Here is a 26377-nt window from a genome sequence, read left to right on the forward strand (position 1 = left end):
ATATCTATTGCAGCGTGTCATCTGCGGCTATGTAAAACCGTACTATCCTTTAATTATCATCACTAAAGTAGTCATTTGATAATATATCAGAGTATGGGTTTCTTCTTGATAACTGCTCACTAATGACCTTGCCTAAATAAAATAGTGATGGGTATTTTAATACGCAATTATCAAGGTCGTTTTTATTTATCGTTCCTGGCAGGTTATCCTGCCAGTATTCTTTTAGCCTGCTTGCACAAATAGCCATCAAAAACCGATCTTTTTCATTTCTTTCATTTAAGAGTGAGTCGAATGATTTAAATATTATGTCAAGTATTTTTGGGGTGATGCTATTTTTAAAAATGAATAGGCTTGCCCTTTTGGGACCACTAACATAACGAGATTTATTATCCTGTACCATAGGATAGATTATCATTTTTTTATCGGTGTGTTTCTTTATTTAATTATCCAGTTTGATGAATATATTGCAGTATATTTCATCATCGCTTAAGCCTGTTTTTCCATTTTCAGAATTATGCTTTTCTGGGCAGTGTGATGTAAGGTTTTTATCTAAAAAGTAATTAGTGCCTAAAAAAGTCACATCATTAAAATACATGTGCTGAACGGCTTTTATGTTGTTAAATGTTTGATATGTTTCCTGGCTTCCTTTTTCTGACAATATATCTATACATATTTTCTCATTTGTCAGTTTTTTATATACTTCTTTTAGCTCACCAGGGCGGGTACTTTGTAAACGGGTGAGTATTTCGTTTGTTGCGGGTAAGTCTTCACTCATTTTTTTAGACGTTAAGCGTAAATTATCATAACTCTCAAGATCGAGTTTAAATGCAATTTTCTGTTTTACTTCAACCGGGAGTCTGGTTAATTCAGTCTGTTGGTTTGCTATGCTTTCTATTTTAATTGAAGGGGTGCTGTTGTTGTTGGATACCTGAGTTTGAGTATGAAATGTTTTCTCTGAAATAAATGAATGGTTGTTTTTTGTGCTATCTATCATAATAAACTCTCTATGCTTTTATAATGATTGGTCCTCTGGGTTATCAATTGAAATAATGTTTTATATAGGTTTTTTTTTATATCAAAAAATGTTTTTAAAATTGTATTTATTTTAAGCGTTTCTGGGAGAGGGATCTGAAGGTGTCCATTAACGATGACACCATTTTGAGAACATGTGTGGCCTTCAGGGAAATATTTTTATCTTTTCCGAAATCATGTAATTATAAAGAAGATGATTATTTTATCCATAGCCTTCACTCTCTTTTTCAGGTGGGTATGATTACTTTAATCAATAATTTCTGTGGTTAGCCGGTTGAGAGTCTTTTGTGTCAGAATCCCTCATTTATCCTGTGGAGAACGACGGGGGTTATCCTGTGAGGTGAGAATCACCGGCCAGTGGCTTCACTGTGGCGAGAATCCATGTCGGAAAAACCATGGTGAATGCGGCTCAAACTAGCGTTAAACGAATCTGTAAAAGTGAAAATAATTACTGAAAAATTTTTTTTGCCTCTGGATAAAAAAATTGGAAAGATTCACAGCCTGCGGGGGATAAGGGCTTGCCACAGTTATCCACTATTCCTGTGGATAACCTTGTGCATTAGAGTTAGAAAACTAGATGGAAGCGAGTGCTGGTGCGGGTTTCCTCTAAATTGCTGCGAAAGCCATCTTTATTCTATTATTCATATAATTCAATGCGTTAAATAAAATCAATAACTGTAATAAAACTGTCACCAAACCACCAGTCGTTAAGTCACGTCTATTGACAAATGTTAAAAGACAAAAAAAATTGGGGATAACCTGTCAACGCCAGAATTTTATGCTCCCACTCTCTTAAAACAGCTAAAATGAGACCAGAATCAATCTTTGTCGTGGTCTGATAAAAGAGGGCTGGTGTTATATACAGTTTTTCTGGAAAAAATCCCTCTGACCGTTAGAATGACTTATCAGTCCGTGCATTTCTTCAGCAGGTAGCCTCTTCATGAGTAAAGCGTTCAAACTTCATTCCGCATTTACCCCCTCGGGGGATCAGCCTGACGCGATTCGACGCCTAAAAGAAGGGCTGGAAGATGGTCTGGCCCATCAGACGCTATTGGGTGTTACCGGATCAGGTAAGACTTTTACCGTGGCAAATGTGATTGCTGATTTACAGCGTCCTACCATGATACTGGCACCGAATAAGACCCTGGCCGCACAGTTGTATGGGGAAATGAAAGAGTTTTTCCCTGAAAATGCCGTGGAGTTTTTTGTCTCTTACTATGACTACTATCAACCTGAGGCTTATGTTCCCAGTTCAGATACCTTTATCGAGAAAGATGCTTCGGTAAACGAACATATTGAGCAGATGCGTCTTTCTGCAACCAAAGCATTACTCGAACGAAAAGATGTGGTGGTGGTGGCGTCAGTGTCCGCCATCTATGGTCTGGGTGATCCGGATTTGTATTTGAAGATGATGCTGCACTTAACCAAAGGCATGATTATTGATCAACGTGCTATTTTACGTCGGCTCACGGAGCTGCAGTATACCCGTAATGATCAGGCATTTCAGCGGGGCACTTTCCGAGTGCGCGGGGAGGTGATTGATATCTTCCCGGCAGAATCAGACAATTTGGCTCTCCGGGTAGAACTGTTCGATGAGGAAGTTGAGAGACTCTCATTATTTGATCCTCTTACAGGACACATTGAGTCGACCATTCAGCGTTTTACTATCTATCCTAAATCACACTATGTGACCCCACGGGAGCGCATTGTTCAGGCGATGGAAGAGATCAAAGTTGAGCTGGCAGAACGTAAGCAGTTTTTACTGGAACAGAACAAACTGCTGGAAGAGCAACGTATCACCCAGCGTACTCAGTTCGATTTAGAGATGATGAACGAGTTAGGATACTGCTCAGGGATTGAAAACTATTCGCGCTACCTTTCTGGCCGTGGTCCTGGCGAGCCACCCCCCACGCTGTTTGACTACCTCCCTGCGGATGGCCTGTTAATCGTCGATGAGTCCCATGTGACAATCCCGCAGATTGGCGGCATGTACCGGGGAGACCGCGCACGCAAAGAAACGCTGGTGGAATATGGCTTTCGCTTGCCTTCAGCACTGGATAATCGCCCCTTAAAATTTGAAGAGTTTGAAGCCCTTGCCCCGCAAACAATCTATGTTTCAGCCACACCGGGGCACTATGAACTGGAAAAATCAGGTAGTGAGATTATCGACCAGGTGGTACGGCCTACTGGATTGTTAGATCCTATTATTGAAGTGCGCCCCGTTGCGACTCAGGTTGATGATTTACTCTCAGAAATTCGCCAGCGGGTTAACGTTGATGAGCGTGTTCTGGTAACCACTTTGACCAAGCGCATGGCGGAGGACTTAACTGAATACCTGGAGGAGCATGGGGAACGAGTTCGTTATCTGCATTCAGATATTGATACCGTCGAACGTATGGAAATCATTAGGGATTTGCGCCTGGGTGAGTTTGACGTGTTGGTAGGGATTAACTTATTACGTGAAGGGCTGGATATGCCTGAAGTGTCGCTTGTCGCAATTCTTGATGCGGACAAAGAAGGATTTCTGCGTTCCGAACGCTCATTAATTCAGACCATTGGCCGCGCTGCGCGTAATATCAACGGCAAAGCGATTCTCTATGGGGATAAAATCACCCCGTCAATGGCAAAAGCGATAGGTGAAACCGAGCGTCGTCGTGAGAAACAGCAACGCTACAATGAGGAACATGGTATTACCCCCCAGGGACTGAATAAAAAAGTGGTTGATGTGCTCCAGCTTGGCGAGGGGATGGCTAAAACGAAAGGGAGAGCGAAAACCAAAGCACGTAGTGTCATTGAAGATGATGAAGTCGTACTGACGCCAAAAGCGCTACAGCAAAAAATTCAGCAACTGGAGGCACAGATGCTGAAACATGCACAAAATCTGGAATTTGAAGAGGCAGCCCAGGTGCGTGATAAATTACAGCAACTTCGGGCGCTGTTTATCAGCACCTCGTAATGGTTAGCCCAGCTGTTGTAACGTTTGCTCCAGAGCATCACGCAGTAACTGGCGGTCATGGCGATATTTAACATCCCTGTCCTCCAGTGGTTGCTGAATCACGAGTCTGCCCTGCAACGGGCTGGCGTCGATTTGTGGGCTGACCAGAACCGCATCAATTACACGCTTACCAATATGCTGTTCCATAATAGCCAGTTTTTCACCCAGTGAGAGTGCTGCTGCTGGGCTGAGTTCTTTGCCCAGATTATCAATATAAACCACTCGGGCTGTGGTACGCCGCAAGGCCTGATCCATCTCTTCGAGCAGTAAAATGGGCAGTAAACTGGTGTAAAAACTGCCCGGACCAATGAGTATCAGGTCTGCTTCACTAATGGCTTCCAACGCTTCCCGTGTCGCGGGGGCTTTGGGGTAAAGCATTAACGCTGCTGGGGGTTCAGACAAATTATCAATATTCACTTCCCCGTAGATATCATGACCCTGACTGTCTGTTGCCATCAAGTCGACAGGATGCTCAGACATGGGGATCAACTGAGCATCGACCTTGAGCAAATTACGAATGAGGTTAATCGCTTCGAGAGGGCGTACGCTCATATGATCAAGGGCTTTGAGCATCAGATTACCCAGGTTATGCCCGGCCAGTTCACCATTACCGCTAAAACGGTACTCAAACATGGTCGAAGCAACACTGGGTTCAGTAATTAGCTGATTCAGACAGTTGCGCATATCTCCCCAGGCAATCCCCCCCTCTGATCGACGAATTCGACCTGTTGAGCCACCATTATCCGTGGTTGTGACAATGCCGGTGAGTCGTGAACCGAGAAATGACAGGGAGGACATGACACGACCTAATCCATGTCCCCCACCCAGGGCAACGATCCGGTCGAGATCTGCCAGTGTACGATTACGCATAATCCATCCTTATTAAGGCATAACGCGCTTAAGGTAGCGTAAAAGCGTGAAAAAGACGATCTCTCTACTATGCTTAATGACGTATATCAATCCGGGCTGATAGTTTTTGGTTTACCTTATGGTTAAATTGAGCAAATTCAACGTTATATAAAGATTTATATAGCGAAATATAAGATAGCGCAAGACATTCTGTCGGGGTACTATCTTAAAGACACACTCAAGCCTTGGCACCTAAGTCTGAAGATAAGGTGCACTGGCCGTGGCCTTACTCGCCACCAGGGTGCAGGAAGAAATGACTGCATCTCCCGTATTTTGGAAAGGTGTACTCAGTGACTCAACTTACCGATGCTTTTGCTCGCAAGTTTTATTACTTGCGGCTGTCTATTACTGATGTCTGCAACTTTCGTTGCAGTTATTGCCTGCCTGACGGTTACAAACCCCATGGTGTGGCGAACAAAAGTTTCCTCAGTCTTGATGAAATTCGCCGGGTGACGCGTGCGTTTGCCAGTATGGGAACCGAAAAGGTACGCCTGACTGGGGGAGAGCCTTCTTTACGCCGTGACTTTAGCGACATCATTGCTGCCATTCGTGAAAACCCTGAAATCCGTCAATTGGCGGTGACCACAAATGGTTATCGCCTGGCGCGGGATGTCAAAACCTGGCGTGAGGCGGGGTTGACCGGGATAAATGTCAGTATTGATAGTCTGGATGCCCGCCAGTTTCATGCCATTACCGGGCAAGATAAATTTCACCAAGTGATGGCGGGTATTGATGCCACATTGGCAGCCGGTTTTGAGCGGGTCAAAGTCAATACCGTCCTGATGCGTGATGTGAACCATCATCAGTTAGACACCTTTCTGCACTGGATTAAAGACCGGCCCATTCAGTTACGTTTTATTGAACTGATGGAGACCGGGGAAGGGCGTTCCCTCTTTCAAAAGCATCATGTTTCCGGAAAAGTGGTGCGTGATATTCTATTATCACGTGGCTGGGTTCACCAATTACGCAAGCGTAGCGATGGCCCGGCACAGGTCTTCTGTCACCCAGATTATCAAGGGGAAATAGGGCTTATCATGCCCTATGAAAAAGATTTCTGCAGTAGCTGTAATCGGCTACGGGTATCGTCGGTCGGGAATCTGCACCTGTGTCTGTTTGGGGAACAAGGGGTTGCCTTACGCGATTTACTCGTACAGGACGACCAGCAGGAAGCGCTGGAGGCACGTATCAGTCATGCGCTGAATCATAAAAAACAGACCCACTTCCTGCTTGATGGGAACACGGGTATTACTCAGAATTTATCTTTCATTGGCGGTTAAGTGTGAACGACAAGGAGAATCTTAATGAGTCAGGTCAGTGCTGAATTTGTTCCTGCCCGTATTGCCATTTTGACGGTGTCACATCGTCGCACTGAAGAGGATGATACCTCCGGGCATTATCTGCGCGATGCGGCGACAGATGCCGGGCATGAAGTGCTTGAAAAGGTGATAACAAAAGAGAATCGTTATGCCATTCGTGCCTGTGTATCACAATGGATTGCGGATGGTCGTATTCAGGTGGTGCTCATTAACGGTGGCACTGGTTTTACTGAAAATGATCAAGTACCAGAAGCGTTACAACCCCTTTTTGACCGTGAAATCGCCGGTTTTGGTGAGTTGTTTCGTATGCTTTCTTACGAAGACATTGGCACTTCGACGTTACAGTCCCGTGCTATCGCGGGTATGGCGAATCGTACCCTGATTTTTGCCATGCCAGGTTCAACCAATGCCTGCCGTACTGCCTGGGAAAATATCATCATGCAGCAACTTGATGCCCGTCAGCGTCCTTGCAACTTCCATCCCCATATAAAGAACTAAGCTATGTCAAAACTGACTCATATTAATGCTGCCGGTGAGGCTCACATGGTCGATGTTTCCGCCAAAGCAGAAACCGTCCGTGAAGCCCGAGCAGAGGCTTTTGTCACCATGAACAGCCAGACGCTGGAGATGATTGTTACTGGTCAGCACCATAAAGGGGACGTCTTTGCCACTGCCCGTATCGCCGGTATCCAGGCAGCGAAAAGAACCTGGGAATTGATCCCGCTTTGCCACCCGCTACTTTTAAGCCATCTTGAAGTCAAACTGGAAGCCCAGACTGCACAGTCCCGAGTACGTATTGAATCAGTCTGTCGTCTTAGTGGTAAAACCGGCGTTGAGATGGAAGCATTAACCGCTGCTTCGGTTGCCGCGTTAACTATTTATGATATGTGTAAAGCCGTCCAAAAAGATATGGTCATTGGCCCATTACGCCTGCTGGAAAAAAGCGGCGGTAAATCCGGTGATTTTAAGGTGGCGTCCTATGATTAACGTTCTCTTTTTTGCTCAGGTACGTGAATTAGTCGGTTGTGATCGGCTAGAGGCTGAACCCATCTATAGGGATGTGGAGCAACTGCGGGCTGCTCTTGCTGAAAAGGGGAGCCGCTGGGCACTGGCGCTTGAGTCAGGCAAACTCCTTGCTGCGGTCAACCAAACCTTAGTCAGTTTTGATACGCCATTAAAGCAGGGTGATGAGGTTGCATTTTTCCCCCCGGTTACTGGAGGATAAATGAATAATACGCGAATTATCGTGGGCCCGGATAATTTCCAGGTCGGGGATGAATATCAGTGGCTGGCAGAATGCGATGATGACGGGGCTGTCGTCACCTTTACCGGTAAAGTCCGAAATCATAATCTGGGGGATAAAGTCAGTGGCTTGACCCTGGAGCACTATCCAGGAATGACGGAAAAAACCCTGGCTGACATTATCAGCGAAGCACGTGGCCGCTGGCCATTGCAACGGGTGACGGTGATTCATCGAGTCGGGGAGTTGCGTGCAGGGGAGCACATTGTTTTTGTTGGGGTCAGTGCGGCACACCGTAATGCCGCTTTTGAGGCGGCGCAGTTTATTATGGATTATCTTAAGACCCGTGCACCTTTCTGGAAGCGAGAAGCCACTGAAGAAGGGGGGCGCTGGATTGACGCAAAAGAGAGTGATGATCATGCTGCCCAACGTTGGTAAGCACTATTACGGCTAATATGTGTTAATCTTACGACCATTATCATTCTCTTTGCAGGTTACATGGACTGGGAAAACGAAACCCCAGTTTTTTATGTTGTGACCAAATTATCCCCGTGATCCGGGCTTATGCCAGGACTCAGACCTTATTATTCAGAGGAGGTATCATGGACAGATTTCCACGTTCTAATGATTCAATTGTTCAGGGGGCTAATACCGGCCTTCAGGCGTTTATGGCACAAGTTTATGGCTGGATGACCTGTGGCCTGTTGCTCACTGCGTTTATTGCCTGGTATGCCGCGAATACCCCGGCAGTGATGGAACTTGTCTTTTCGAGTAATATCACTTTCTTTGGCTTGATCATTGCCCAGCTGGCGTTGGTGTTTGTGATTTCTGGCATGATCCATAAACTGAGCCCCGGACTCGCGACCTCGCTGTTTATGCTGTACTCAGCGCTGACCGGTCTGACGCTATCCAGTATTTTCCTTGCCTATACTGCGTCTTCTATCGCCAGTACCTTTGTGGTGTCGGCAGGGATGTTTGGCGCAATGAGTGTTTATGGCTATACGACTAAGCGCGATCTCAGCGGTTTTGGTAACATGTTATTCATGGCATTGATCGGTATTGTTCTTGCATCACTGGTTAATTTCTGGCTGAAAAGCGATGCCTTGATGTGGGCGATTACCTATATCGGTGTGATTGTGTTTGTGGGGCTGACGGCCTATGACACGCAGAAACTGAAAAACATTGGGGAGCAAATTGATACCCGTGATACCCAGATGATGCGTAAGTACTCCATCGTCGGAGCCCTGACCCTGTATCTTGATTTTATCAACCTGTTCCTGATGTTGCTGCGTATTTTCGGCAACCGTCGTTAATCGTTAATATGGTTACCCCTCCTGCCTGTCATCTTTTAAGCTGGCCGGGGGGGAAGCGTGCAGAATCATACCCCCTGTTTATGCCTGCCGGACACGTTTAGCCCCCCCTGACTGCTTTAATCAAGAATCACCGTAACCGGTAATTATTTGTTTTTATCGTGATGAAATAAGCAGGGAACGTTATCTGTCTTGTTGTGGAGTAGACCAAAGTTTTCGCTTTTTTAGTAAATAAAATGTAATTTTTGTCACAAAAGAGACGCATAAGGATGATTTTTTCGTACACTTGCGTACTCTGAATAAAGGACGAAAGAGCCCAGGAGAAAGAATATGAAGTGGCAACAACGTATAAGAGTGACGACCGGTCTGAGTTGCTGGCAGATTATGCTGCACCTTGCGGTTATCGGTGCGTTGCTGGTTGGCTGGAAAACGGCCTCTCTGGTCCCGGTTGGGGTTGGACTGTGTCTTCTTTACATCCTCACTGTGGTATTGATGTTCACCTTTCAGCGTTTTCGTAGTGGCAGACTCCGGGACATTGGTGATTTTCTCGAAGAGTTAACGACAACCTGGTATTTTGGTTCGGCAATGATAGCCTTGTGGTTACTGTCCCGTGTGGTACAAAGCCCTTTAGTGCTGACTATTGCCGGGCTGGTTGCGATAGCCGGGCCGGCTATCTACTCCCTGATAGCCAAAGATAAATCAGGTGATTTTTCGTCGAAACAGCCAGTACGCCGCTGATCCCGTCGTGGCCGCTATCACCAAAAGCGGCCACAAACTCTGCCAGATAATCGTAAAATCCGCATCTTTTAAATAAATCTGCTTCGTGATATTGGTAAAGTGCCGAATGGGGTTCACCCAGGTTATGTTCTGCAGCCAAACGGGCATATTTTCGACCGGCGAAATATATCCGGAAAGCAGGATGGCCGGCATCATAAAGACAAACACTCCGATAAACGCCTGTTGCTGCGTGGAGCAGAGGGTGGAGATAAGCAGCCCGAACCCGACCAGAGAAAATCCGTAGATAACCATCGTGAAGTAGAACAGCAATAATGACCCTGCAAAGGGGATCTGGTAGCACCAAATTCCCACCGCCAGGACGACGGTGGCCTGTGCCAGTGCCACAACTTGGGCTGGTACTGCTTTACCAATGAATATCTGCCACGTCGCCAGGGGGGAAACAATCAGTTGATCCAGGGTTCCTTGTTCACGCTCCCGGGCTACGGAAAGGGAGGTCACAATCAGGATGCCGATGGTGGTTATCAGGGCTATCAATGAGGGAACCACAAACCATTTATAGTCCAGATTCGGATTATACCAGTTACGAATAATCAGCTCGCTGTTGTTGATTTTCGTTTGCCCGCTTAATAATTGCTGCTGATAATTTTTTACAATTTGCTGGATATCATTCGCCGCAATTTGTGCACTATTCGAGTTCCGCCCATCCAGCATGATATTGATGCCTGTCGGACGGTGCTGTGACAGGTTTGCAGAGAAATGCTCCGGGAAACGGATGACTAAAAGTGCCTGCTGGTTATCAATGATCGGTGTGATTTCTTCGGAACTCTTGAGCAGCAGAACGTTGCTAAAAGAGCTGGCTTTGGCAATACGCTGTGTGAGCTCTACCGAGTGACTGCCGTTATCTTCATCGAAGATAGCAATGGTGGCATGTGTCACTTCAAGAGTCGCCGCAAAAGGGAAGAGTATGACCTGAATCAACACAGGCAGGATCAACAACGCGCGCGTTTGTGGCTCACGTAAGAGCGATTGCAGCTCTTTACGGATTAATGTCCATAAGCGATAAAACATCTCTTCTCCTACTCGAGTCGACGTCGGGTGGTTAGCGCTGTCAGACCGATAAATATGACCGCCGCCGCCATCAGAAACAGGGTGTTAATGATCATGATTGACGGGATATTCCCTGCCAGAAACAGGCTCTGCAAGGTGCTGACAAAATAACGGGCAGGAATAACATAAGTCACCACCCGAATAATGGCTGGCATACTGTCTATCTGAAAAATAAAACCCGACAGCATTATCGCCGGCAAAAAGGCCGCATTCAGTGCAACTTGGGCAGCGTTGAACTGGTTACGTGTCAGGGTTGAGATCAGCAATCCCATGCCGAGTGTACTGAGTAAAAACAGGCTGCTTATTAACACCAGTAACAGTAGGGAACCGCGCCAGGGAACGTGGAGAATGAATATTGTGACGACCATGCACAGGGCCATCGCCAGCATGCCCAGGACATAGTAGGGTAATAACTTACACAGTAGCAGTTCGGTGCGGGTTATCTGGGTCGATAACAGGGCTTCCATGGTTCCGCGTTCCCATTCACGGGCGATGACTAGCGAGGTTAAAATGGCCCCGATAACCGTCATAATAATGGTTATAGCACCAGGGATGATAAAATGCTGGCTGATAGCGGCGGGATTAAACCAATAGCGGGTTTGTACTTCAATTAATGGCTCAAATGTTTCCCCGCGATCCTCGGCATGCTGCTGTTGCCAAATCTGCCAAATTCCTTCCATGTAACCTTGAATAAAGTTTGCTGTATTGGGCTCACTACCATCGGTAATTATCTGGATCGGTGCTGTATCGCCGGGACGGGCCATCTTCTGGTTAAAGTCCGGGGGGATAACCACAATGCCGCGCACTTCACCCGCCTGTAACAACTGGATCAGTTGCTGGCGATTATCGCTGATGGTGGGCTGCATAAAGGGGGAGGCACTGATGGTATGCGTAAAATCAATCGCATCACTATTCTGCTGCTCCACCAGTACACCAACATGCAGGCGACTGGAGTCAAGGTTTATCCCATAGCCAAAAATAAACAGCAGTAAAAGCGGGATCACGACGGCGATAAGCCAGCTGCTGGGGTCGCGAATGATTTGCCGCGTCTCTTTCACACAGAGAGCTCGCAGGCGTCGCCATGACAGTAACGGGTTATGATGGCTCATGGCTATGCTCCTTATCCCATCGGCTAATCAGGCCAATAAAGGCTTGTTCCATTGTCGGGTCGGGAGTCTGGCTATCCACCACTTGCTGTTTTAAGTCGTCGGGAGTCCCCGTAGCGATAAGTTTGCCGTGGTAAACCAGCCCAATACGGTCGCAATATTCCGCTTCATCCATAAAGTGGGTGGTCACCATCACGGTAACCCCTTTGCTCACCATACTATTAATATGCAGCCAGAATTCACGGCGGGTGATGGGGTCAACGCCTGACGTCGGCTCATCAAGAAACAGAATATCTGGTTCATGCATCATTGAGCAGGCCAGAGCCAGACGTTGTTTAAACCCCAGGGGCAGTGAGTCTGTGACACTGTTCATGACTGGCTGCAGGGCGAAGGCTTCACACATGTCGTTAATTTTCTCCCCCTGCTTTTTACCGCTTAACCCATAAATACCGGAGAAAAAACGCAGGTTCTGCATGACCGTCAGGTTACTGTAGAGGGAGAATTTTTGTGCCATATAGCCCAGGTGCTGACGTGCCTGGCCGGAACTTTTTTTCAGATCCATACCCAGCACTAATGCATCCCCCGAACTGGGTACCATTAATCCACACATCATTTTAAATGTGGTGGATTTACCCGCACCATTTGGGCCCAGCAAGCCGAAAATCTCGCCCCGTTTAACGGCAAATGTCACATGGTCCGTGGCGGCAAAATGACCAAATTTTTTGGTCAGTGTTCTGGCCTCAATCACGGTTTCATCAGGATTATGGGGCAGGGTATGTAGCATGTTACCGAGTGCAGACTCGACGATGGCCATTCCCCCAAGCAGGTCGATAAAAGCATCCTCGAAGCGGGGCGTGGTTTCGCTAATCTTCAACCCCGGGAGGTTGATGGCCCGGGAGAGGCTATCAACGGTACTATTTTTGGCCAGCATAAGGCGTATTGCATGGCCTTGAATAACGGCATCACTCACAACGTCAAGTTTCAGCAAACGCTGCATTAGCTGACGGTTGCTTTCTCCTGGGTGGCTGACCAACAGGGAACGTCCGGCGACCTGCTGAGTCAGTGTTTTGGGATCGCCCTGATAGAGTAACTTTCCCCCGTTCATTAACAGTATTTCCCGGCACTGTTCCGCCTCATCCAGGTAAGAGGTGCTCCACAGGATTAGCATCCCTTCATCCGCGAGTTCATGTACCATCTGCCATAATTCACGCCGGGATATGGGGTCAACCCCAACACCCGGTTCATCCAGCAATAATACTTTCGGTTGCCCGACCAGTGTGCAGGCCAGTCCCAGCTTTTGTTTCATTCCCCCTGATAGCTTCCCGGCCAGCCTGTCAGTAAAGGGTTCCAGTGAGGTGAATTTCAACAGTCGTTTGAAGGTTTGCTCCCGGACTTGTCCCTCCACATCGCGTAACTCTGCGTAGAGGGTCAGATTTTCCATCACGGTTAAATCTTCATAGAGCCCGAATTTTTGTGGCATATAACCGAGGATGGCGTGCAGAGCACGATCCTCTGTCAGAGGATCAAAACCAGCCACGGACAGTTGCCCTTCAGAAGGTATCAGCAGACCAGCCAGCATACGCATCAGAGTGGTCTTTCCTGCACCATCAGGGCCGACCAGACCTGTAACCCCCCCGGCACGAATCTCCGTATCAAGGCTGGCAACAGCAGGGTTTTCCAGCCCGGGAAAGTGTTTGACGACTCCCATCAGGCGAATCAATTGATCACTGCTGACCATGAGGGGTTCCGTCATCCAGAATAATGGTTACTGGCATACCCTGGCGCAGCATGTCATCCGCATCGGTGACGATGATGCGTAAGCGGTAGACTAAGTCTGTGCGTAGGTCCGGTGTTTCAACCGTTTTGGGTGTGAATTCCGCGGTCGGAGAAACAAAGCCTACTTTGCCGTGATAAGGTTTGTCAGGGCGGCTGTCGGTATAAATAAGCACTTCTCGCCCTGGCTGTGCTTGCCCCAGATTCGGTTCACTCACATAAGCCCGTACCCACACCGGGTGGGTGAGTGACAAAGTAAGAACGGTGCTACCTGCATTGAGCATGGTGCCAGGCTCGACACTACGCACCAGAATGGTGCCATCAGACGGAGCCAGTAGTGTGGTGTCCTTTAGGTTCAGCTGGGCCTCAGCCAGGGCTGCATTAGCCTGCTGGAGCACCGCTTGCGCTTGGGCGACTTCCTGGGGACGGTTACCACTGCGGTACTGACGTAATTTATCTTTTGCTGCGGTCAGTGCGGCGTGGGCCTGTTCACTGGCAACACGGGCATTTTGTAAATCATTGGCAGATACTGCGCGTGTGGCCCACATCCCTTGCTGTCTTTGATAGAAGCTCTGGGCGTAATCATAAGCGGACTGGGCGCTATCTACCTGGGCGGCAGCCTGGGCAATTTCTTCGTTACGGTAGCCCGCTATCATTAAATCATATTGAGCCTGTGCAGCATCGGCATTAGCCTGGGCCTGACGTACCGCAATTTGATATGGGGCATTATCAATAAGACCCAGCGGTTCCCCGGACTTTATTGTGTCCCCTTCATCCACGTCCAGTGCCGCTAGCCGTCCCGCAACACGAAAGCTCATATTCACACTGCGAATATCCACATTGCCATAGAGCGAGAGATGGCTGCTTTGCTGATTTTGGTAGGCTTTCCAGCCACCAAAAGCGGCGGCCAGTATGACCCCAACTACAATGATGGCCCCAATCGCTTTCTTATTGTTCATCTCGTGCTTTCCTTTGGCAGGCAGATAACCTGAACATTATTTTTTCAGCTTGTTCTGACGGTACGTTATTTATTAATAACATGTGGCACAGGCCCGATTTATACCCCTCGTCATTTCCGTCATGCCAGGCACAGATTGTCGGTGTCGGAAGCTCGGGTAGATGAAAGCGGTTCTTTCATGCCGATTACTTAAAAATCAAGAAATTGATTCAATAAGCCTAAGCAAACTTATCTTATCTGTCCAACACGAATGATGCTTCTTTTGATCGCCATTAAGACAGCATAATTTATGCGGAAGAAAACAAAAAATGCTATAGTGCCTCCAGTCGGCACCGTGGTTTGTGCCCCTTTCTCTGGCCAGCTCAACGCTGGCGCTTGATGTTCCCCCTGGAAACTACACCGTGAAGGCGGTCAGGGCGGTTCTGGAGTTCCTATGTCTTTTGATTCTCTCGGCCTGAATGCCGATATTTTGCGTGCGATTGAAGAGCAGGGCTATCGTGAGCCTACGCCAATTCAACGTCAGGCAATTCCGGTAGTACTATCAGGCCGTGATCTGATGGCCAGTGCCCAGACGGGTACCGGTAAAACGGCAGGCTTTACCCTTCCTTTGTTGCAGCGTTTGTTGAACAGTGCGCCGCAACAGAAGGGACGCCGCCCGGTACGAGCCCTGATCCTCACTCCCACCCGTGAGCTCGCTGCTCAGGTTGGTGAAAATGTGCGTGAATACAGCAAATATTTAAATATTCGCTCACTGGTTGTTTTTGGTGGGGTGAGTATCAACCCACAGATGATGAAACTGCGCGGCGGTGTCGATGTCCTGGTCGCGACCCCGGGTCGTTTGCTTGACCTGGAACACCAGAATGCGGTGAAACTCGACAGCGTAGAAGTTTTGGTGCTGGATGAAGCAGACCGTATGCTGGATATGGGCTTTATTCATGATATTCGTCGTGTACTGGCAAAATTGCCTGCGCGTCGTCAGAATTTGCTTTTTTCAGCCACGTTCTCTGATGATATTAAGTCCCTGGCTGAAAAGTTACTGCATAACCCAGAAGAGGTGGAAGTCGCCCGTCGCAATACGGCTTCTGAGCAAATTACCCAGCATGTTCATTTTGTTGATAAAAAACGCAAACGGGAACTGCTGTCACAGATGATTGGTGCCGGTAACTGGCAACAGGTGCTGGTATTTACCCGAACGAAGCACGGCGCTAACCATCTGGTTGAACAGTTACAGCAAGATGGCATTACGGCAGCAGCGATTCACGGTAATAAGAGTCAAGGGGCCCGTACCCGTGCTCTGGCTGATTTTAAAAGCGGCGGTATTCGCGTACTGGTAGCAACCGATATTGCTGCCCGTGGCCTGGACATTGAAGAGTTACCCCATGTGGTTAACTATGAATTACCCAATGTGCCGGAAGACTATGTACACCGCATCGGTCGTACCGGGCGTGCGGCAGCCACAGGGGAAGCCCTTTCCCTGGTCTGTGTTGATGAGCATAAGTTGCTGCGCGACATTGAACGTTTACTGAAACGAGAGATCCCGCGCATGGCTTTACCTGGTTTCGATGTGGACCCGTCAATTCCGGCTGAACCTATTGTGAATGGTCGTCAGCAGCGGGGCGGTGGGCGCGGCCAGGGCGGTCGTGGTGCCCCTCAAGGTGGTCGTCCTCGGGCTGGTGGTAACGGTAATGCCAGCGGCGAGCGTCAGCATGCTCCACGTCGTAGCGGCTCCAGTGACGGAGCAAAGCCTGCTGGCAACGGCTCGCGCCGCCGAGCACCGCGTAAACCTGCTTCAGCCTGATAGGCTCTCATTGATCTAAGGAGCCAGTATGGCTCCTTTGTGATGAACAGCCAAAATTGATTAGCCCGGTTTTTTATTGGGTAATCTCTGTTTAATCAGTGATGACTGAAGTTTGTCATCATCCCCAGGAGCCTGTCAGGCTCCTGTTTTTTGTCGGGTAATTAATTTCATGCGCGTACTGTTGGCCCCCATGGAGGGTGTTCTTGACTCACTGGTGCGGGAGTTGCTGACTGAGGTCAATGATTATGACCTTTGCATCACCGAATTTCTGCGGGTGGTAGACCAACTGTTGCCAGTCAAATCTTTTGTTAAATTGTGTCCCGAGCTCAATCAGGCGAGCAGAACCTCGTCAGGAACCCTGGTGCGCGTGCAACTGCTTGGCCAGTATCCACAATGGCTGGCAGAAAATGCCGCCCGGGCGGTGGAACTGGGGTCATGGGGAGTCGATCTGAATTGCGGCTGCCCGTCAAAACTGGTTAATGGTAGTGGGGGTGGGGCAACCTTACTCAAAGATCCTGAACTGATTTATCAGGGGGCTAAAGCGATGCGCGCCGCCGTTCCGGCTGATTTACCTGTCACAGTAAAAATTCGTCTGGGCTGGGACAGTGGCGAACGGCAGTTTGAAATTGCCGATGCGGTGCAGCAGGCCGGTGCGACTGAACTTGTTGTTCACGGACGTACTAAGGAAGATGGCTACAAAGCCGAACGCATTAATTGGGAAGCGATAGGTAAAATTCGTCAGCGTTTAACTATACCTGTTGTGGCTAACGGGGAGATCTGGGACTGGCAAAGTGCCCAGGATTGCCTGGCAACAACGGGGTGTGACTCGGTGATGATTGGTCGTGGTGCGCTTAATGTACCCAATTTAAGTCGTGTCATTAAATATAATGAACCACGTATGCCCTGGCCCGAGGTGGTCACACTGCTACAAAAATATAGCCAGCTGGAAAAACAGGGGGATACGGGAATGTACCATGTTGCACGTATTAAGCAGTGGCTGGGTTATCTCCGTAAAGAATATACCGAAGCAACAGATCTCTTTACGGAAATTCGTACGCTCAAGCGTGCGGAAGAGATAGCCCACGTTATTGGGGCACTGTAACCCCATCTTCAATTTGTTTTATAAGCTGCTGTTCTATTGTGTCAGCCAGCCACATGAGCGTGGTATCACTATTATGGCGTTGATGCCAGAGTAGCGATACCTCGAGTGGGGCTAATCCCAGGGGTAATGGGCTACGACAAAAAGCAAAACCGCGTTGCCACTGACGGGCCAAACCTGCGGGCACCGTTGCCATGAGTGGCATCTGTTGTAGCAAACCGGGCAGGGCAGCGAAGTGAGCAGTGGTATAATCAATGTGGCGGCTTTTCCCCTGCTTCGCTAAAGCCCGGTCTAACAGACTGCTGGTGGCTTCCCGATTACTTAGCTGGATATGTGACGCGGCGATATAATCATCCATAGTCAATGGGGCTTCGAGACTGATCTGTTGGGGGTGCCAAATCACCTGATGTGGCATTTCGGTAAGATGCTTTCGTTCCAGCCAGCGAGCGCTATGCCGGGCCACACTAATGGCCATATCCAGCTCTCCCCCTTCCAGTTGTTGCATATCGGTGACTGGGGTACTGGTCACTACATGAACATGCAGCCCAGGGGCGAGTTGCTTCAGTGCTGGCAGCAGGGTTGGCATCAGGCACATCTCCAGCCAGTCACTCATTCCCAGAGTCACACTGGTACTCGCGGCACTCGGGCTAAATTCAGTCGGCTGGAAGAGTGTGCTTTGTAGCTGCTCCAGCAGCGGCATTAATTCGCGGTGCAGCTCACAGGCACGCGCAGTGGGTTGCATACGGTGACCACTACGGATGAATAAGGGATCATCAAACATTTCTCGCAAACGCGCGAGTGCGCCGCTGACTGCCGGTTGCCCAAGGTGGAGCTTGTCCGCTGCCAGCGAAACACTCTGCTCACGAAACAGTACCGTAAAAGCAATCAGCAAATTTAAATCGATTTTGCGAAAATCATGTTCTTTAATGGTCATTAATGTCTCTTATTCGTACATCCGATCCTGGGGTTATTCATGTTGCCTGGCGATGCATATAATAACCCGATTTCAGTCGAAAGGACGGTACTGAACGCATGCCAGACGCTATTTCTGGGATTTGCCCCGTGATCTTAACCATAACTTGCCACCGATGACCAGGACCAGCACAATAATGACCCAAACACCGTACCTCAGGTGATGTTCTAAATAAGCAAGCCAGGGGGTGATAAGCTCCCCGCCGACATAGCCCAATGTGACAAATAATGATGCCCAGAGCAGGGAGCTCAGAATATTTAGCCCAATAAATATGCCTGGTGAAAGCCGGCTGGCACCAATAATAACCGGGCCGATGATACGAAAACCGTACATAAAACGGCAACCAATCACAAACAGATAAGGATGACGTCGAATCAAGGACTGGGCTTGCTCTATTTTGTTCTGATAGCGAGTAAAGCGGCCCAAAATGGGTTGACCAAAGTAGTGACCAATAAAGAAGAGTACCTGATCCCCGACCATACCGCCAAAAGCCGCAGCAGCGATAACCAACGGAAGTTTTAACAGCCCCTGATGTGCAGCAACTCCCCCTAATAGGGTAACGGTTTCACCTTCCGCAATGCTGCCGATAATAACGGCGAGGTAACCATACTGTGCAACAAGTCCATTAATATCCATTGAAATGGGTTTCCTCGATAAACAAAAAAGGGGATTAACAGGCTACTCATTGTAGCTTACTGTCCGTTTCAGACCCACTCTCTTCCGTATCGGGTTCAGGCCAAATGACAGGGCGAACGGGCTGAATGTCGTGATATACAAAGATATACAAAAAAAACATCGGGTTTTTGGCATCAGACCGATTCTTAACTGGCGACCCCGACGAGTGTCAGAGTATTATCTTCCCGCACCGTACAACATATCCTTTCGGTGATGGTTGAGCGGGGAGTTACTTTGCTAACATTTTCACATAAGTGTCATTATGCCCACAAAACTTCGTTTATCGTTATTTAGCCTTGCCCTGATGATATCTGTGCCATTCACGCCACAGGTTGAGGCGGCTAAAGCCACTGTCCAGAAAGCCAGCCTTGAGCAGGAAATTGCTTCTGGTAGCGCCATGATTATCGATCTACAAACTAATAAAGTTTTATACTCCAGCCATCCGGACAATGTTCGCTCTATTGCTTCTATCACTAAACTGATGACGGTGATGGTGGTACTGGATGCCGGGCTGCCGATGAACGAGAAACTGAAAGTTGATATCAGCCAGACGCCAGAAATGAAAGGCGTATATTCCCGGGTACGTTTAAACAGTGAAATTAGCCGCAGAGACATGATGCTGTTGACGCTGATGTCTTCAGAAAACCGCGCGGCGGCCAGCCTGGCTCACCACTACCCTGGTGGCTATGATGCGTTTATCCGTGCAATGAATGCTAAAGCCAAAAGTTTGGGAATGACCAAAACCCACTTTGTTGAACCCACTGGCTTGTCGATACAGAACGTTTCAACGGCACGAGATTTGACCAAATTACTGGTGGCATCAAAAGCCTATCCGTTACTTGGCGCACTGAGCACTACCCGTGAAGAAACGGCCACGTTCAGTAACCCCTCTTATACTCTGCCATTCCGTAACACGAACCATTTGATGTTCCGTAATAACTGGGATATCCAGCTGACAAAAACCGGATTTACCAATAATGCGGGGCACTGTCTGGTGATGCGTACCGTGATTAATCATCGTCCGGTGGCTCTGGTGGTACTGGATGCTTTTGGTAAACAAACCCATTTTGCTGATGCAAGCCGGCTGCGTAATTGGCTTGAAACCGGAAAAGTGACAGCGGTTCCTCAGGAAGCGCTGAATTATAAGCGTGCCAGGAGTCTACAAACTGCCAGTTATTAAGCCGTATTATTAAAAGGCTCCTGAACCGGGGTAGCCTTGCAGAGAGAGGCGGGGAGCTGGTCATGATCCCGCCTTTTTTATTTCCGCTTTATACCCGCCATCAGCAAATGACCTGGATGTAGCCCTCACAAAGCAGAGCCTGGCATGAACTGCACCCCAGTCATTATTCCGGCGACGTTAATTACTGAGCGGGTTTATCTACCGTGCCATGCTCATGGGAGCAGCCGCACTCTGCCCAGCCTTTATATTTTGTGGTCTTACCTATCCCAGGGTTCATACTATTGGTAGGGTCATTATTTTTGTAAAACTGCACTAAAGATTCCGGTGCCTGGTATAAATGACCAACGTTATGTTCTGCCGGGTACTGGGCACCACGCTCGTTTAATAATGCCAGCATCTGTGCCTTAAGTGCATGAGCATCCACCCCTTTCTTAACGATATAATCCTGATGGAAAACATGGCACATAAAGTGCCCATAATAGAGTCGATAACTGATTTTATCGCTGATTTCCGGGGGTAACTGTTCAAGCCATTGCGTGTCATTTCGGCGCAGAGCAATATCAAGGGGGAGAATGTCTTCCACTTCATCTGCATGTACCGCATGGTAACGAATGGCTGCCCCGGCGGCAGCAAAACGGTGCAGGAACGCTTTGGCACCTTCTTGTGGTGTGCAGCAGAAATATCCACCTTCTGTTTGTGGGATCTGCTGGAAATAATCATTCAGCCAGTCGCGGGCTTCAGCAATACCATCACCGGACATTTTCAGCATCAGGTGATGCTCATATTTATCCCGATATTGTTTCATCCGCGCGGGTAAGTGGGCCGGGAATAGCGTGCTGAGGCGCTGCATCACACGGTCGACAAAATAGGGCTTAACAAAGGGGACTTTTTCCAGCAAGGCATCCATACGGCCTTTAAGATTAAAAAACAGGGGCATTTTGTCCGTGCCGAGTTTATCAATCATCATAAAGGTATCTTTGCCATACACAGCAGCAATGTCGTACATATCCCGGTGCATATATTCACCAGCCACGGGCAGGTGTTTGAAATTTGCCAGAATATGGCGGCGAATTTCAGTCAGTACGTCGGGATTATTGGTGCCAATATAGAAAACTTCGTTCTGTTTCTCACTCGGGAAGGTGTCAAGGCGTACTGCAAAGACAGCCAGTCTGCCCGCACAACCAGAGGCTTCAAATAACCGTCCTGGGTCTGCATTAAAGCGTGACGGGGTATCGGCTTCCACATCGCGTACTCGTGTCGCGTAATCACTGTCTGAAGCATGGCGGCCATCGTGGTGCACACTTTCAGCATTGATCTGATCATTGTCGAGACGCCCCAGTATTTGTTCAGGGGTCTCGCCTAAGTCGATCCCCAGATGATTAACCAGGGTCAATTTACCTTGCTCATCAATACGTGCATAAAGGGCCATTTCGGTATATGCCGGGCCGCGTTGCACGAGTGAACCACCGGAGTTGTTACATACCCCGCCAATGACCGATGCCCCAATACAGGAGGAGCCTATTACTGAGTGAGGCTCACGGTTCAGTGGTTTTAAGGCTTTTTCTAGCTGATAAAGCGTGCTACCAGGAAAGGCCAAAACTTGCTCACCTTTATCAAGCAGGTGGAGCTTATCCAGCCGGCGGGTACTGATAATTACGATTTCACGGTCATAATCATTGCCACTGGGGGTCGAGCCTTCAGTCAGCCCGGTGTTGGAGGCCTGCATTAGAATGATTTTATCCGCCGCCACGCACAGGCTAAGTACACGCCATAACTCCAGTAATGAGCCGGGGAATACTACCGCCAGCGCATCCCCTTGACCAGATCGGAAGCCTTTACGATAGCGTGCCGTTTTGGCCGGGTTCGTTAATACATGTTGTGAACCTACCTGAGCGGTAAGATCGTTGATCAATGTCTTATTATCAGTTGTGCTTAGAACAGACATGTATCCACTCCTTGTGGTGGCATAGATATGATAAGTAAGCATAGCTCTGAAAAAACCGCATGTAACGCCAAATCATTCGAAAAACCATGGGGGCGTCACTGCTTTGCTCTTCTTACCCAGTGGGTGATGTGGCACACTACAGCACTTAGCGTCCGATGAATAGAAGGGAATAAACCCGATGAAATGGCTCTGTTCCGTAGGTTTTGCAGTGAGTCTGGCTATTCAGCCAGCCTTAGCCAGTGAGATGTTTTCCCAGCATCCAATGACTCCAGAAGCACGTGATACCTTTGTGTCCGCGCTACTCAAACAAATGACCCTGGATGAAAAAATTGGTCAGCTTCGCTTAATTAGCGTAGGGCCTGATACGCCGAAAGAGGCGATCAGAGACATGATTAAAGTTGGTCAGGTGGGGGCGATTTTCAATACCGTCACACGTCAGGATATTCGTGTCATGCAGGATCAGGTCATGGCACTCAGTCGCCTGAAGATCCCTCTATTCTTTGCTTATGATGTTCTCCATGGGCAGCGTACCGTATTCCCGATCAGTCTTGGGCTGGCGGCATCGTTTAACCGCGATGCTGTTAAAACCGTTGGTCGTATATCCGCCTACGAGGCGGCAGATGATGGTCTGAATATGACCTGGGCTCCAATGGTTGATGTTTCACGGGATCCGCGTTGGGGTCGTGTTTCCGAAGGGTTTGGTGAGGATACCTATCTCACTTCGGTAATGGGCCGTGCCATGGTTGAATCGATGCAGGGCAAGAGCCCGGCTGACCGTCATTCCGTAATGACCAGCGTTAAGCACTTTGCTGCATACGGTGCCGTTGAAGGCGGAAAAGAGTACAACAGCGTTGATATGAGTCTGCAGAGTTTGTTCAATGACTATCTCCCCCCTTTCAAAGCGGCTCTTGACGCCGGGAGTGGTGGCGTGATGGTTGCCCTCAGTTCGCTAAATGGCACGCCTGCCTCAGCGGATAGCTGGCTATTGAAAGATATTCTGCGGGATGACTGGCACTTTACTGGGATCACTATTTCTGACCATGGTGCTATCAAAGAGCTGATTAAGCATGGTGTTGCCAGTTCTCCTAAAGATGCGGTACGTCTGGCGCTGAAATCTGGCGTCAACATGAGCATGAGTGACGAGTACTACAGCAAGTATCTCCCCGAATTAGTGAAGAGCGGCGATGTTTCTATGGCCGATCTCGATGATGCAACACGGCATGTACTGAATGTAAAATACGACATGGGGTTATTTAACGACCCTTACAGCCACCTTGGCCCCGTAGGATCAGACCCGGAAGATACCAATGCGGAAAGCCGCCTGCATCGTCAGGATGCGCGAAAAGTGGCAAGGGAAACAATGGTATTGTTGAAAAACCAGCAACAGACATTGCCCCTGGCTAAAAATAAGACTGTGGCAGTTATTGGGCCATTGGCTGACAGCAAGCGTGATGTGATGGGGAGCTGGTCCGCAGCGGGGGTGGTTGCTCAGTCGGTAACCGCGTTGCAAGGGATTGAAAATGTCGTAGGATCTCAGGGCAAGGTGCTGTATGCCAAAGGGGTAAATACCACCAACGACAAAGCCATTGTTGAGTTTCTTAATCAGTATGAACCTGCAGTGACGGTTGATCCTCGTTCAGAGCAACAGATGATTGCCGAAGCGGTTGAGACAGCGAAGAAAGCGGATGTCGTTGTGGCCGTGGTGGGTGAAGCACAAGGCATGGCCCATGAAGCATCCAGTCGTACTGATTTGACCCTCCCTGAAAGCCAGCGAGATTTGATTGCCGCACTCAAAGAAACAGGCAAGCCACTGGTGTTGGTATTGATGAATGGTCGTCCACTGGCGTTGGTTGAAGAAGACAAACAGGCTGATGCCATACTGGAAACGTGGTATAGCGGAACAGAAGGAGGGAATGCCATTGCGGATGTTCTCTTTGGCGATTATAACCCATCGGGAAAACTGCCCATGTCCTTCCCGCGTTCGGTTGGGCAGATCCCGACTTATTATAACCATCTGAATACTGGACGGCCTTTCGATCCAGCAAAACCGAATAAGTATACTTCACGCTATTTTGATGATATTACCGGCCCATTGTATCCTTTCGGTTACGGTCTGAGTTACACCACCTTTAGCCTCTCAGAGGTGAGTATGTCTTCACCGACGATGACTGCGGACGGCAGTGTTACAGCATCGGTTACGGTGACGAACACTGGGAAACGAGAAGGGGAAACCGTGGTGCAGATGTATTTGCAGGATGTGACGGCATCAATGAGTCGCCCGGTCAAAGAGCTGAAAGAGTTTAAAAAAGTAAACCTGAAACCGGGTGAGAGCCAAACAGTAAGCTTTCCTATCGATATTAATGCGCTGAAGTTCTGGAATGCCAAAATGCAGTTTGCGGCAGAACCGGGGAAATTTAATGTCTTTATGGGGCTCGACTCGCAAGATCTGAAGCAGGGAACGTTTACCTTGCAGTAAGATCCGTACACCTTAAATCGTTCACGCCACAGGGACGCCTGCGCCATGAACGATGACGGGGCACGGAGCAAATATGACTAACGGATAAACGAGGTGCAACACAGTTTTCACCTCGTTTTTTTATGCTGAAAATAAAAAACGACTCACCACGTCTTTTGCCCGAACAGGGGGCGATAGAATGAGGCAGGCGTTGGCATCAGAGCCTGGAAGAGGCCCACGTCATAAACTTATATGGCATGCACAATAACGATGTAACCGGCCAGCATGACACCACCGATCCCGCCGACAGCCATCGCAATCATTCCACCAACCAGGGCGATTTTTGACAATTTCATTTTATGCTCCATCTTGTGATGGAGGCGATTATAAAGGTAAACGGCAACATTAATGAATCTTTAAATGTTTGAAACTGGCCATTGTCCGGGCATTATTACCTTAGCAAAGCATGCCGAATGATATCGCCTGCTGTGTTCAACGCCATGCTTCGTGCCAGGGTAGTAAATTCGCCGGATTGTTGTCGGTTACAGGAACTGACTAATTATCAAAATACCAGTACCCCTGGTTCACCAGGGTCGTCAGCTCATGAATAAATTGAGGGTCGGTGACGGCATCCCCCAGTTCAGCGGCCCCGAGACGGGTAAAATGGCACAAGGCCGTGGCTGCTTTTTTATCGCTGATTTCAAGGGGTTCACTGTTAACAAAACAGTGTTCACCCACCTCCAGAACCCGCAATCCACCCAGACGAACCAGGGTCTCACCTTCCTGCAAGGCTGCAGCAATTTCGCTAGTGTCGTAAGCAGGATCCGCGGCGGCGATATCCAGCTCATGGCGAGGGGTGGTGATAAAACTACCAAACCACTGATTAAAAGCTTCGGGTTGTTCTATCAAGTCATGCATCAGTTTACGTATCTGGTTTATTTCACTGGCTTCAATTTTTCCTGGGTGTTCACGCCTGGCCAGTTCAGGGTCTGCATAGTGATTACCTCCCAAGTCATTCTCCAGTACATAGTCGGCAAAACTACTGACCAAATCCCGACTGTTTGGGCTACGAAAGCCCACTGAGTAGTTAAGTGATGCCTGATGGCTGTAACCATCGTGGGGGAATCCCGGTGGAATATAAAGAATATCTCCTGGCTGTAAATCATCATCAATAATTGGCGTGAAGGGCTCAACATGCAGTAACGCCGGGTGAGGACAAAATTGTTTTAAAGGTAATTTGTCCCCGACTCGCCAGCGTCGGCTCCCCATCCCTTGAATGATAAAAACATCATAATTATCAATATGGGGGCCTACACCGCCACCAGGGACAGAAAACGAGATCATCAAGTCATCAAGACGCCAGTCTGGTAGGACTCGAAAAGGGGAGAGCAGCTCCGCGGCGGGCAGATGCCAGTGGTTAACTGCCTGAACCAGTAGTGACCAATGGCTATCCCCAAGGTTATCAAACTCCGTGAAAGGTCCATGGCTGGCATGCCATTTTCCTTCTTTAAAACTCACCAGACGGCTGTCTATTTCGTTTTCCATTGCCAGCCCTGCGAGTTCATCGGGGCTGATAGGATCAACAAAATTGGGTAGTGCATTTTTGAGAATAACCGGCTTTTTCTGCCAGTAAGTAGCCATAAACGCGGGCCAGTCGATGTTAAGTTGATAATCCACGGTGGGTGACCTGTGTGTAAAAGAGAACCATTATACGGGGGAACCGGTCCCTTGCTTTGTCGTGGGTCAAGGCAGGAATCATCATGCCGCC

At 48.6% G+C, this 26377-nt stretch carries 24 protein-coding genes and 1 riboswitch; of the genes, 12 read left to right on the forward strand and 12 right to left on the reverse strand.

Annotation, left to right across the window (positions count from 1 at the left end):
* Nucleotides 1-49 precede the first annotated feature (49 nt).
* On the reverse strand, nt 50-400 hold the full coding sequence (locus tag JK154_RS04880; protein WP_211991397.1) for a hypothetical protein: 351 nt from the start codon (nt 398-400) through the stop codon (nt 50-52).
* A gap of 39 nt (nt 401-439) precedes the next feature.
* The gene (locus JK154_RS04885) at nt 440-994 is read right to left on the reverse strand and encodes a hypothetical protein (RefSeq protein WP_211991398.1); all 555 of its coding nucleotides are present in this window, start codon (nt 992-994) and stop codon (nt 440-442) included.
* A 978-nt stretch (nt 995-1972) separates the two neighbouring features.
* Here JK154_RS04885 and uvrB point away from each other — a divergent pair.
* Nucleotides 1973-3988, forward strand: coding sequence for an excinuclease ABC subunit UvrB (uvrB, locus tag JK154_RS04890; RefSeq protein ID WP_211991399.1), 2016 nt, complete (start codon nt 1973-1975; stop codon nt 3986-3988).
* Nucleotides 3989-3991: 3 nt separating this feature from the next.
* On the opposite strand, the gene yvcK is transcribed toward uvrB, so the two are convergent.
* Nucleotides 3992-4897 (reverse strand): uridine diphosphate-N-acetylglucosamine-binding protein YvcK, encoded by a 906-nt coding sequence (gene yvcK / locus JK154_RS04895; protein WP_211991400.1) that lies wholly within the window; start codon nt 4895-4897, stop codon nt 3992-3994.
* 202 nt (nt 4898-5099) lie between these two features.
* A riboswitch (molybdenum cofactor riboswitch) is annotated at nt 5100-5236 on the forward strand.
* On the opposite strand from yvcK, the gene moaA reads away from it, so the two are divergent.
* From moaA to JK154_RS04930, 7 genes are all read left to right on the forward strand, one after another.
* On the forward strand, nt 5227-6213 hold the full coding sequence (moaA, locus tag JK154_RS04900; RefSeq protein ID WP_211991401.1) for a GTP 3',8-cyclase MoaA: 987 nt from the start codon (nt 5227-5229) through the stop codon (nt 6211-6213). (Overlaps the previous riboswitch by 10 nt.)
* Nucleotides 6214-6237: 24 nt before the next feature.
* Nucleotides 6238-6750 (forward strand): molybdenum cofactor biosynthesis protein B, encoded by a 513-nt coding sequence (gene moaB, locus JK154_RS04905; protein ID WP_211991402.1) that lies wholly within the window; start codon nt 6238-6240, stop codon nt 6748-6750.
* Nucleotides 6751-6753: 3 nt separating this feature from the next.
* On the forward strand, nt 6754-7239 hold the full coding sequence (gene moaC, locus JK154_RS04910) for a cyclic pyranopterin monophosphate synthase MoaC (RefSeq protein ID WP_211991403.1): 486 nt from the start codon (nt 6754-6756) through the stop codon (nt 7237-7239).
* Entirely contained in the window at nt 7232-7477 is a 246-nt protein-coding gene (gene moaD, locus JK154_RS04915; RefSeq protein WP_211991404.1) for a molybdopterin synthase sulfur carrier subunit, read from the forward strand. Before moaC ends, moaD begins: the two co-directional genes overlap by 8 nt.
* Entirely contained in the window at nt 7478-7930 is a 453-nt protein-coding gene (gene moaE / locus JK154_RS04920) for a molybdopterin synthase catalytic subunit MoaE (protein ID WP_211991405.1), read from the forward strand.
* A gap of 164 nt (nt 7931-8094) precedes the next feature.
* Nucleotides 8095-8805 carry a Bax inhibitor-1/YccA family protein gene (locus tag JK154_RS04925; protein WP_211991406.1) on the forward strand — a complete coding sequence of 237 codons (711 nt, stop codon included), beginning with the start codon at nt 8095-8097 and terminating at the stop codon, nt 8803-8805.
* Between the two features lie 327 nt (nt 8806-9132).
* On the forward strand, nt 9133-9540 hold the full coding sequence (locus JK154_RS04930) for a YbhQ family protein (protein ID WP_211991407.1): 408 nt from the start codon (nt 9133-9135) through the stop codon (nt 9538-9540).
* Here the strand turns inward: JK154_RS04930 and JK154_RS04935 are convergent.
* Genes JK154_RS04935 through hlyD form a run of 4 tightly spaced genes read right to left on the reverse strand, consistent with a single transcriptional unit; the run spans nt 9502 to nt 14485 of the window.
* Nucleotides 9502-10608, reverse strand: a complete 1107-nt coding sequence (locus JK154_RS04935) for an ABC transporter permease (protein WP_211991408.1) — start codon at nt 10606-10608, stop codon at nt 9502-9504. The two genes, JK154_RS04930 and JK154_RS04935, sit on opposite strands and share 39 nt — an antisense overlap.
* Before the next feature lie 8 nt (nt 10609-10616).
* Nucleotides 10617-11756, reverse strand: a complete 1140-nt coding sequence (locus tag JK154_RS04940; protein WP_211991409.1) for an ABC transporter permease — start codon at nt 11754-11756, stop codon at nt 10617-10619.
* Complete coding sequence (locus tag JK154_RS04945; RefSeq protein WP_211991410.1) at nt 11743-13491, reverse strand: ATP-binding cassette domain-containing protein; 1749 nt, start codon at nt 13489-13491, stop codon at nt 11743-11745. The genes JK154_RS04940 and JK154_RS04945 overlap by 14 nt, the downstream gene beginning before the upstream one ends.
* Nucleotides 13478-14485 (reverse strand): secretion protein HlyD, encoded by a 1008-nt coding sequence (gene hlyD, locus JK154_RS04950; protein ID WP_211991411.1) that lies wholly within the window; start codon nt 14483-14485, stop codon nt 13478-13480. Before hlyD ends, JK154_RS04945 begins: the two co-directional genes overlap by 14 nt.
* A 432-nt stretch (nt 14486-14917) precedes the next feature.
* Here hlyD and rhlE point away from each other — a divergent pair, with 432 nt between their 5' ends.
* Together rhlE and dusC are read left to right on the forward strand one after the other, a co-directional pair.
* A complete protein-coding gene (gene rhlE / locus JK154_RS04955) occupies nt 14918-16282 on the forward strand; it encodes an ATP-dependent RNA helicase RhlE (protein ID WP_211991412.1) in 1365 nt (454 codons plus the stop codon).
* 169 nt (nt 16283-16451) lie between these two features.
* Nucleotides 16452-17384 (forward strand): tRNA dihydrouridine(16) synthase DusC, encoded by a 933-nt coding sequence (gene dusC / locus JK154_RS04960; RefSeq protein WP_211991413.1) that lies wholly within the window; start codon nt 16452-16454, stop codon nt 17382-17384.
* Here the strand turns inward: dusC and JK154_RS04965 are convergent.
* Together JK154_RS04965 and JK154_RS04970 are read right to left on the reverse strand one after the other, a co-directional pair.
* Nucleotides 17368-18315, reverse strand: coding sequence for a LysR family transcriptional regulator (locus tag JK154_RS04965; protein ID WP_211991414.1), 948 nt, complete (start codon nt 18313-18315; stop codon nt 17368-17370). The genes dusC and JK154_RS04965 overlap by 17 nt on opposite strands.
* Nucleotides 18316-18423: 108 nt before the next feature.
* Nucleotides 18424-18990: a DedA family protein gene (locus JK154_RS04970; protein ID WP_211991415.1), complete on the reverse strand. Its 567-nt coding sequence runs from the start codon at nt 18988-18990 to the stop codon at nt 18424-18426.
* A 301-nt stretch (nt 18991-19291) separates the two neighbouring features.
* Between JK154_RS04970 and pbpG the strand changes: the two genes are divergently transcribed.
* The gene (gene pbpG, locus JK154_RS04975) at nt 19292-20209 is read left to right on the forward strand and encodes a D-alanyl-D-alanine endopeptidase (protein WP_211991416.1); all 918 of its coding nucleotides are present in this window, start codon (nt 19292-19294) and stop codon (nt 20207-20209) included.
* Between the two features lie 181 nt (nt 20210-20390).
* On the opposite strand, the gene dld is transcribed toward pbpG, so the two are convergent.
* Entirely contained in the window at nt 20391-22154 is a 1764-nt protein-coding gene (gene dld / locus JK154_RS04980; RefSeq protein WP_211991417.1) for a D-lactate dehydrogenase, read from the reverse strand.
* Nucleotides 22155-22332: 178 nt separating this feature from the next.
* Here dld and bglX point away from each other — a divergent pair, with 178 nt between their 5' ends.
* Entirely contained in the window at nt 22333-24630 is a 2298-nt protein-coding gene (gene bglX / locus JK154_RS04985) for a beta-glucosidase BglX (RefSeq protein WP_211991418.1), read from the forward strand.
* Between the two features lie 227 nt (nt 24631-24857).
* On the opposite strand, the gene JK154_RS17710 is transcribed toward bglX, so the two are convergent.
* Together JK154_RS17710 and JK154_RS04990 are read right to left on the reverse strand one after the other, a co-directional pair.
* Nucleotides 24858-24965, reverse strand: a complete 108-nt coding sequence (locus JK154_RS17710) for a hypothetical protein (RefSeq protein WP_249215784.1) — start codon at nt 24963-24965, stop codon at nt 24858-24860.
* A 199-nt stretch (nt 24966-25164) separates the two neighbouring features.
* The gene (locus JK154_RS04990) at nt 25165-26286 is read right to left on the reverse strand and encodes a cupin domain-containing protein (protein ID WP_211991419.1); all 1122 of its coding nucleotides are present in this window, start codon (nt 26284-26286) and stop codon (nt 25165-25167) included.
* Nucleotides 26287-26377: the final 91 nt, after the last annotated feature.

This window comes from Citrobacter sp. JGM124 (assembly GCF_018257795.1).
Taxonomy (GTDB): domain Bacteria; phylum Pseudomonadota; class Gammaproteobacteria; order Enterobacterales; family Enterobacteriaceae; genus JGM124.